This is a genomic window from bacterium, assembly GCA_037143175.1.
Taxonomy (GTDB): Bacteria; Verrucomicrobiota; Kiritimatiellia; order CAIKKV01; family CAITUY01; genus JAABPW01.
The window spans coordinates 1-8907 of sequence record JBAWZF010000079.1 but is presented as its reverse complement, the minus strand read 5'-3'; the positions used below and the strand labels follow the sequence as shown (position 1 = coordinate 8907).

Annotated in this window: 6 protein-coding genes; 4 read left to right on the top strand and 2 right to left on the bottom strand. The window is 55.8% G+C overall.

What is annotated here, in order from left to right; genetic code table 11:
• Together WCI03_14550 and WCI03_14545 are read right to left on the bottom strand one after the other, a co-directional pair.
• The coding region (locus WCI03_14550; protein MEI8141073.1) for a LacI family DNA-binding transcriptional regulator at nt 1-889 on the bottom strand (889 nt) is incomplete at its 3' end.
• A gap of 39 nt (nt 890-928) precedes the next feature.
• Nucleotides 929-1324: a hypothetical protein gene (locus WCI03_14545; protein MEI8141072.1), complete on the bottom strand. Its 396-nt coding sequence runs from the start codon at nt 1322-1324 to the stop codon at nt 929-931.
• A gap of 198 nt (nt 1325-1522) precedes the next feature.
• On the opposite strand from WCI03_14545, the gene WCI03_14540 reads away from it, so the two are divergent.
• From WCI03_14540 to WCI03_14525, 4 genes are read left to right on the top strand one after another with little or no spacing between them, the layout of a single operon-like run.
• Entirely contained in the window at nt 1523-3250 is a 1728-nt protein-coding gene (locus tag WCI03_14540) for a PQQ-binding-like beta-propeller repeat protein (GenBank protein MEI8141071.1), read from the top strand.
• Complete coding sequence (locus tag WCI03_14535; protein MEI8141070.1) at nt 3247-5634, top strand: NAD(P)H-dependent oxidoreductase subunit E; 2388 nt, start codon at nt 3247-3249, stop codon at nt 5632-5634. Before WCI03_14540 ends, WCI03_14535 begins: the two co-directional genes overlap by 4 nt.
• Complete coding sequence (locus WCI03_14530) at nt 5615-7183, top strand: FAD-dependent oxidoreductase (GenBank protein ID MEI8141069.1); 1569 nt, start codon at nt 5615-5617, stop codon at nt 7181-7183. The genes WCI03_14535 and WCI03_14530 overlap by 20 nt, the downstream gene beginning before the upstream one ends.
• A gap of 32 nt (nt 7184-7215) precedes the next feature.
• A complete protein-coding gene (locus WCI03_14525) occupies nt 7216-8844 on the top strand; it encodes a histidine kinase dimerization/phospho-acceptor domain-containing protein (GenBank protein ID MEI8141068.1) in 1629 nt (542 codons plus the stop codon).
• Nucleotides 8845-8907 lie beyond the last annotated feature (63 nt).

The window sequence follows — 8907 nt, the reverse complement described above, 5'->3', positions numbered from 1 at the left end:
CAATGTCTGGCTCAGGTTCAACAACCGGCACGGGTTCCAGGACGGGCTCAGGAGCTTGGACAATCACAGGGGGTGGCGCCGGGTCCGGTGTGACGACTAGCTCAGGGATCGGCGGCGTGGCCGCAGGTATGACCACAGGGACCGGCAACACCGGACTCTGTTTGATAATTGGAGAAGCCACCGTGACGCCAGCGATGGGGGCCACAACTGGGCGAACAGGATTGATTATCGGCGGTGGCACCACGGGACGCGGAGCAGGCGATACCGGAGTAGTCGGCGGAAGCACCACCGGTGTGGCGTTCACGGCAGGCTTCGCCACACTCGGCGCTTCCAACTCCGTGTTCACCCCTTGCAGGGTCGCGACCATAGCTTTGCCGGCACCTTGCCAAAGAACGATCACCGGGCATCCAGTTCGTCCCAGCTCTAAGCAAGCCTTGGCCACTACTGCCGATACGGTGGAGTATACGGTCGGGCAACACACCATTCCGGTAGTGCCAGACTTCAGCAACTGAATCACCCGCTCACGCGCGGCCGCCGGGTCAATCGGAATAACGCTGACAACCAGCTGGTAACCCGCTGCGGCGAGAACCGGTTCAAGTCCAAGGATCATTGAGAATGAGTCAGGCGAACTGGCCGAAGATAGGACGAGGCAAATTTTGTCCACCGGTTTGCCGGGATCTCGGCTCACGGCAAGGACAGGCTGAGAAGCACCGGAATTTACAATTGGGGTCGACTGGTAGCCAAGTTGGCGCACAGCAGCTAGGACACGATCCTGTGTATCTTGGCCTATCCGATACCTGTCGGCCTTCCCGTTTACCACAAACGAGACCGTAGATATCGAAACCCCGGCCGCCCTGGAAACATCCCTGATGGTTACTGAATTGCTCATGCTAAACAGTTTAGCACAATAAATTCACAACACAATTAATCACGTAGACACGGACACACCGAGCAAATCACAGCGAGGAATGGTCCCGGGAGGAAGCTCCGTTTTACGGGAGGCGATCCAGAGACGAATGGTCTCATCGGCACGATCCCAGGTGACCCGGTAGCGAGCCTCCACCATTCCAGATGCCGTGCTGGCAGCCGGGACGCACGCGGTGTCGCCGCTGAAGGGGGCGTTCTGGAGATAGGACAACAGGGCGTCAATCAACGGATGCCCGACACCGAACAGTTCACATTTCTTCGTGCGGGTCGCCAATTCTCGGTCAAAGGTGACGTTCTCGTAGCGAGGCGCCACAAGCGGGTAAACTTTCAGGCAATCTGGCGTTTGAATGCGCCAGAATTCTCCACTCGGCAACACGCTGCCGCCGAGGCGTATCACGGCCGCCCGACACCAGACGTTTATTGCTTTTTGAGTTCAGAGTATCCCTCAGGGGATCCCATATGTCCATTCAGCACCTGGCCATTTATGAAGAAAAGTGACGCCATCCCCTTATCTTTACAATATTCTTTTCCCATCCGGAATTCTGAATTATTGTGAGTAAGTGCGAATTCCGAGTGGTATAGTCCTCTCATCCGTATGACGAACAAAGCAAACAACTCGATCGACTCATCACGGCTATTGTATCGCCTCAGCTATACCCTGGCCGTGGTGGCCTGTGCCTTCTCACTTATCGTGGGCATCTTAATGGTGTCCAACCTGCTCACGATCCGAACGGCTTCCCCTCTCAATTTACCGGAGCTGTCGCAACTTCAAGCCTCCTTGAAAGCCAGTCCTGCTGATGATGCCTTAAAAGACAAAATCAGGGATCTGGATGTCGTGGCCCGAAGTTTCTATTTTGGCGGGCTTGGCTCCCTCCGAACCGGCGCGTTCCTGCTTCTGAGCGGCGTCATCGTGGCATTGATCAATCTGAAGATTATAACTCATCTCCGTCGCCACCAACCGGATCCACGGGAATTCCCCACCCTGCCTGATCCGTTAGCCACCTCTGCCACTGTCCGTTGGGTGACTGGCGGTATAGCCATTGTTCTGGTTGTTGGTTCGCTGGCCTATGGGCTGCGGCTCAGCGGGACGCAGCCTAATCGAGCACCTGAGACGGTCACACGTAGCCTTGGGATTTTCGACGCCGAATCCGCCACCAATTGGCCAAGCTTCCGCGGTCGCTCCGGGAGTGGCGTTTCCGCCACCACCAATCTACCAATCGCCTGGGATGGTTCCTCGGGGCAGGGCATTCTCTGGAAAACGCCCATTCCTCTTCCCGGCCTGAGCTCACCGATTGTCTGGGGTAACAAAGTCTTTCTGACAGGTGCAGCCGCCGACAAACGCGAAGTCTACTGCTATGACCTCGCTACTGGCACCCTGCTCTGGCAAATGGGGGTGGCGGCCACCTCAGGCGTGGCGAAAGTGAGCCCTGAAGTTAATCAGGATACCGGATATGCCGCTTCAACACCTGTAACCGATGGCATTTTCGTCTACTCGATCTTTGCCAATGGAGACGTAGCGGCCATTGATCATTGTTCCCTGACAAGATGGACGACTGATCTTGGCGTTCCGATTAACCGTTACGGTTACGCCTCCTCCCTCGCCATTTTCAATAACCTGATCCTGATCCAGTATGATAATCAAACCGACAAGGGAGGCATTTCTCAGTTGATCGCCCTTGATGCCGCCACCGGCAAACGGACTTGGACTGTCGCACGGCCTGTCGCCGATGCCTGGCCCTCACCCGTCCTCATTCAGACGACCAACGGCCCGCAATTGGTCACAGCCGCCAATGAGTGGGTAATCGCCTATAACCCGGATTCCGGCACAGAACTCTGGAGAGTGAAAGTGAATGGCACCGATTCCTCCGCCTCCCCAATCTTAGCCGGAGGATTGGTGTTGGTCTCGGTTGCGGGCGATAAAGTCTACGCCATCCGACCGGACGGCCGGGGTGATGTTTCCGCCACGCATGTAGCCTGGCAGTCGGACAGCGGCATCAGTGATGTGGCCTCCCCCGTCAGTAATGGGAAACTTGCTTTTTTCGTCAATGCCAGCGGCGGACTAACCTGTCTCGAGGTCGCCAGCGGCAAGGTGATCTGGGAGCACAGTCTGGATGGCGAATTTTATTCTTCACCCGGTCTCGCAGGCGACCGTCTCTATCTAGTCGCCCGGAGCGGGCAGGTAATCATTCTCAAGGCCGGGCGACAATTTGAAGAAATTGGCAGAGCCAACCTGGGCGAACCCAGCGATGGGTCACCGGTCTTCATCAAGGGCAAGATTCTCATTCGCGGAATCAAAAATCTGTTTTGTATTGGGGCCTTATGAGTAGCCAGCCCATCGATCTGCCAATCGTTGACACCATTGTGACTGAATGCGGGCGCGCCCCTCAGGCAGTGATACCAATTTTACAAAAACTGCAGGCTCATTACCGTTACCTGCCCGAAGCCGCCTTGCGCCGAGTCTGCGAGTTAACCGAGATCACGCCAGCGGCCATTGCCGGGGTATCCACCTTCTACTCACAATTCCGTCACAAACCCGTTGGCCGGCATATCATCAGCATCTGCCACGGAACGGCCTGTCATGTCAAAGGCTCCGACCTCATCCAAGATGCCTTGACCCGTCATCTCCGCCTCAAGGAAGGCGACGACACCGACCCGGACGGAATTTTCACCCTGGAACGTGTAGCCTGTCTCGGCTGCTGCACTCTGGCACCAGTCATCAAAATTGACCAAGTTACGTATGGGCACCTGACCCCCGAAACCGTTTCGCGAGCGGTACAAGACTTCCTCGAGCTTGAAAAACAACAAGTTGTGCCGCGTCATTATGATCAGACGAACACCACCCCTTCAGGACTGACAGAAATTCGCATTGGGGTGGGCTCCTGTTGCGTGGCCGGGGGAAGTCAGGCCGTACGACAGGAACTTGAAAACGAAGTCAGAAAGTTGGGCGCTGCCGCCGTCATTAAACCCGTGGGTTGCGTGGGAATGTGCCATCAAACTCCGTTGGTCGAAATTGTTTCACCCGGGGAACAACCGGTTACCTATGCAAAAGTCCAACCAGATGAAGCCGCCCAACTGATCCGACAGCACTTCAAACCCAAAGGCATTCTCCGCCGCCTCCAAACCAGCACGACTAACTTCCTGGAGCACCTGCTCACAAATGACTTATGGGAGCCTGTGAACCGGTATGCACTGGACGTCAGGGACGCACCCGTATGCTCCTTCCTTGGAAAACAGAAACGGATCGCTACGGAGTGGTGCGGGGACATTGATCCCCTGGACCTGGATGAATACTGCGCGCATGGCGGCATGACGGCCTTGAAAACCTGTCTGGGCCAGGACAAGCCTGCCGCCATTATTGACACCATCACCCAATCCGGTTTACGCGGACGAGGCGGGGCTGGCTTTCCAACTGGCCGAAAATGGACCATGGTTCATAACGCTGCCGGCACACAGAAATACATCTTATGCAATGGCGACGAAGGCGATCCGGGGGCCTTCATGGACCGGATGCTGCTGGAGTCATTCCCCTACCGGGTGCTGGAAGGGATGATCATCGCCGCATATGCCATTGGCGCAAGTGAAGGGGTTATTTACATTAGATCGGAATATCCTCTGGCCATTCAGCGCATCCGCAAGGCACTGGCGCAGCTTGAAGCCCGCGGCTATTTGGGTGCTTCCATCCTCGGCGGCAAGTACAGTCTGACGCTCCGGATTGTTGAAGGGGCTGGCGCATTTGTCAGCGGAGAAGAAACCGCCCTACTGGCCTCCATCGAAGGACAGCGGGCCATGCCGCACTTCCGCCCCCCCTATCCGGCTGAACGCGGACTATGGGGATGCCCCACCGCCATCAACAATGTGGAAACCCTGGCCATGGTGCCCTGGATCATCCGCAACGGGGCCGCCTCCTTTACCGAATTGGGAACGGCCACCAGTTCCGGCACCAAGGTCTTTTCGCTGACAGGGAAAGTCAAACGCGGCGGCCTGATCGAAGTGCCCATGGGAATCCAGCTTCGTGAAATTGTAGAGGACATCGGCGGGGGCACAGGGAGTGACAGGAAGTTTAAGGCGGTACAGATCGGAGGCCCGTCAGGAGGGTGTCTTCCCGCCTCCTGCGGCGATACCCGCGTGGATTATGAAGCATTGGCCTCCGCCGGCTGCATCATGGGTTCCGGCGGGCTGGTGGTTCTGGATGACTCCGACTGCATGGTGGATCTCGCCCGATATTTCATGGCGTTTACGCAACAGGAATCCTGCGGCAAATGCACGCCCTGCCGGATCGGCACTAAACGCATGCTGGAAATTCTCAATCGATTATGCGCAGGGCGGGGTCAGGATGGTGATATCGACCGCCTGGAACACCTCGCACAAACTACCCGCTCAAGCAGTTTGTGTGGCCTGGGGCGTACCGCGCCCAATCCGGTGCTATCCACCCTCCGGCATTTCCATGATGAATACGAAGCCCATTTGGCGGGGTGTTGCCCATCCCTGAAATGCCGCGCACTGATTGCCTACCGGATCAATGAAAAGTGCATCGGCTGTACCAAGTGCGCACAGGTTTGTCCGGCCTCGGCCATTGAACTGACGCCTTATCAACCCCATGTCATACAACAGGACAAATGCACCCGATGCGATACCTGCCGGCAAGTTTGCCCGACTAATGCCATATGGATCGGGGACAAAGGGAATTATGCCCAAAATAACGATTAATGGACAAACCATCGCCGTCGAGCCCGGCACCACCGTGCTTGAGGCCGCTCGTCTCGCAGGAATCATCATCCCGGTACTTTGCGATTTGAAGGGGCTGCCGCACTTCACCTCGTGCATGGTCTGCGTTGTTCAGGAAAAAACTTCTGGCCGTCTGATTCCCTCCTGCAGTGCGTTGACCGCTGAAGGCATGATAGTGGAGACGGACACAAACGAAGTCCATCATGCGAGAATAGCCTCCCTGAATTTGCTCATGAGCGAACATGCGGGCGATTGTGAAGCGCCCTGCACGACCACCTGTCCCGCTCATCTGCAAATTCCTCTGATGATCCGGCAGATTGCGAAAGGAAAACTGAACGACGCCATCGCCACACTTTACGACACCATCGCCCTCCCTTCCGTACTAGGGCGAATTTGTCCTGCTCCCTGTGAAAAGGCCTGTCGCCGGGGACGCATTGATTCGCCTCTCGCGATATGCTTGCTTGATAGATTCGTCGGGGATGAGTATGCAGACGCTCAAGCCTCCTATGCGGAGAGACCAGCACCATCCCCCTCAAAGCCCATAGCCATCGTCGGAGCAGGTCCAACGGGTCTTGCGGCAGCGTTTCATCTCTCACGAGCCGGATATTCATGCACGATATTTGATGACCGAGCAGAGCCAGGCGGACAACTCCGGTATTCGGTGCCAGAGCATGTCCTCCCCCGCTCCGTGTTGGATCGGGAAATTCAGCGCATTCATAAGCTAGGCGTGAGTTTCCGCATGGGCACCCGTCTAGGCTCCCGCATCACTCTCCAGGATTTGAAGACCCACTTTGCCGCTCTTGTTCTTGCCTTCGGGAAAACAACGGACACCTCACTGGTGGACTTAGGCATTACCGTACAACCCCAGGGGATCAAAGTTGACACTCACACCTTCCGCACGTCGGACGATAGAGTTTTTGCGGGTGGTGAGGCCGTTCAGGCGGGACACATGGCCGTCAGGGCTGTCGCTCATGGCAAATCCATAGCCGTTTCCATAGATCAGTTTCTCAGGGGGCTGCCCGTAACGGGGCCCGTTCGACGATTCGAGTCACGTTTAGGAAAGATCAAGGATACGGAAAGCCGGGAACTGTTAAAAGAGGCCGCTCCGACTCCCCGTATCCGACCGGGTGTCGGGCCAGACGCAGGGTTTACAGCTAATGAAGCAAGGCGGGAAAGCGGGCGATGCATGCACTGTGATTGCCGCAAGGCGGAAGCATGTAAACTTCGGGATTATATGGAAATCCACATGAGCGGCCCCCTGCATAGTCCCGCTGACGGGCGAAAGCCGGTCGAGCGAAACACCTCTCATCCCCTCGTCATTTTTGAGCCGGGAAAATGTATTCATTGTGGCATCTGCGTTAGAATCACCACTCAAGCGGGAGAAAAGCCCGGACTGACCTTTCTGGGGCGCGGCTTTGATGCCGTGGTTGGGGTTCCCTTTGAAGGCTCACTTGAGGCCGCTCTGGGCCAATCGGCCGCGGTCTGTGTGAGGGAATGTCCAACGGGAGCCTTGGCGTGGAAGGATTGTTGAAAGATTCCCCTAAACTCTATAAATTGACACCTATGGAAGCCGAACCTGTAGCCCAACAGCGAGATCATGAGCAGGATGTGACCGACCTCATTCAGATCATGGGTCAAACCATGAACATGGCCCTGCTTTACGGAGTCACACACAAGGTCGCCCGCTCATCGCTTGACATCAGTTTTACCGTCATCAGTAAATTTATTGAATTCCATAAACACATCCACTTCAGCATCGCGGATGGATCGCTACTCATAAATGGAGAATCCACTGCAGGCAGTCCCTTAGCGGCCAGTTTCACCACCAGATTGACCGCCCTGAATCTCCTCAGCTTCACCATTGAGCCAGGTTTCTCCCTGGACGAATGTATTTCTCTCTTCTCTCTTCTTCTCACCCCTACCGCCAAACTGGATCTGACTAAAAGTGCGGGCGAACTAATGGAAGGCCTTGGACTCAAACACATTGAAGCCAAATCTTTTTCGTATCGCCGTGTTTCAGAAGATGAACCGCAGGAAATCACGCCACCACCCTCCACTACCCCGCCTGCCCCGGAAACACCACTCCAGGAATCTGCTCCTACTCAACCCGACCTGGAAAATATCATGGCGTTCCTGAAAGGCGATAATCAGGCCGATTCCAATCGTTCTACAGAGGATATCCGCCATCTGGCGGCGGACACAGAAAAGCTGGCTGAACTGATCCTCCGCACCGTCGAAATCCGAGCCAGTCAGGCGGACCTCTCCGAGGGCGAAACCCTTACGGATCTCGTGATAGGATGTATACAAAAAGTGGTGCAGCCTGTTCTGAAAGACCCTTCCGCTAAAACACAGAAGGGCCGTAAACACATCAAGCATTCCCTTTTAATGCTTGAAAAGGTTTTATTGGATCGCCTGAAAAATATTGCAGGCGAGCAAGCTGTCCACGCCACCGAGGCCATGATGGACGAGATCACCGAGGATCTGGATCTGGACGCCATTGCCAGCAAATACATGAAAAACCGGCGCCTCGCTGAAAAAACCAACGCGAAACTTTCACATCTGATTGAACGTTCTTTGGACGATCCCCAGCAATTAGAAGAGCTGAGGGGGCGCTTGGCTGATCAGGGACTCACCCCGGAGGGGTGGCAGGAACTCACCGTCAAACTCGCCCCCACCAGTACCGGGGAAAGCGGGGGTGGCGGTGGAAGCGGCTTAGGGGATGGGGTGAATGAAATTAAAATTCTGACCCTACTCCTGGCCCGCATCGGGGAAACCATCCAGAATCCGCCCGCTTCCGAGGCCCCCTCGGAAATTCAATTCCTCATTACCGAAACCGGAGAGCACCTCACCGCTCTCGCTGAAATCACTGACAAGAAAATCAAGACCCTGAAATCCCTGCTTACGGATGAGGAAACTAATCCCGTTCTATCCCGGTGTGAACTGTTGGAAATACTGGCCGAGATTGCCCAGGAGATCATGCAACCCCTGACGATCATAACGGGAACCGTCGCGATGATCCGTAGTCTCAGAACAGGGCCACTCACCGATACCCAGGGCGAATTACTGAGCATGATCGCAGAAAGCTGCAAGCGCATGACGACTCTGGTCAACCACCTGATGCAACTCGCCGGCACGCCCCAGACACGACAGCCCGATCGCGCCATTCTTAACGCTGCCTATCAACAAAATTGACAAATGACCCCTGCGATTCAGACACTGGGGAGGGGCTCGGGGGGTGCCAACCCTGACCGTTAA

Excerpts from the sequence above, each read along its gene's own strand:
- WCI03_14540 (MEI8141071.1), top strand. The coding sequence starts at position 1,523 with ATGACGAACAAAGCAAACAACTCGATCGACTCATCACGGCTATTGTAT.
- WCI03_14535 (MEI8141070.1), top strand. The coding sequence starts at position 3,247 with ATGAGTAGCCAGCCCATCGATCTGCCAATCGTTGACACCATTGTGACT.
- WCI03_14525 (MEI8141068.1), top strand. The coding sequence starts at position 7,216 with ATGGAAGCCGAACCTGTAGCCCAACAGCGAGATCATGAGCAGGATGTG.
- WCI03_14530 (MEI8141069.1), top strand. The coding sequence starts at position 5,615 with ATGCCCAAAATAACGATTAATGGACAAACCATCGCCGTCGAGCCCGGC.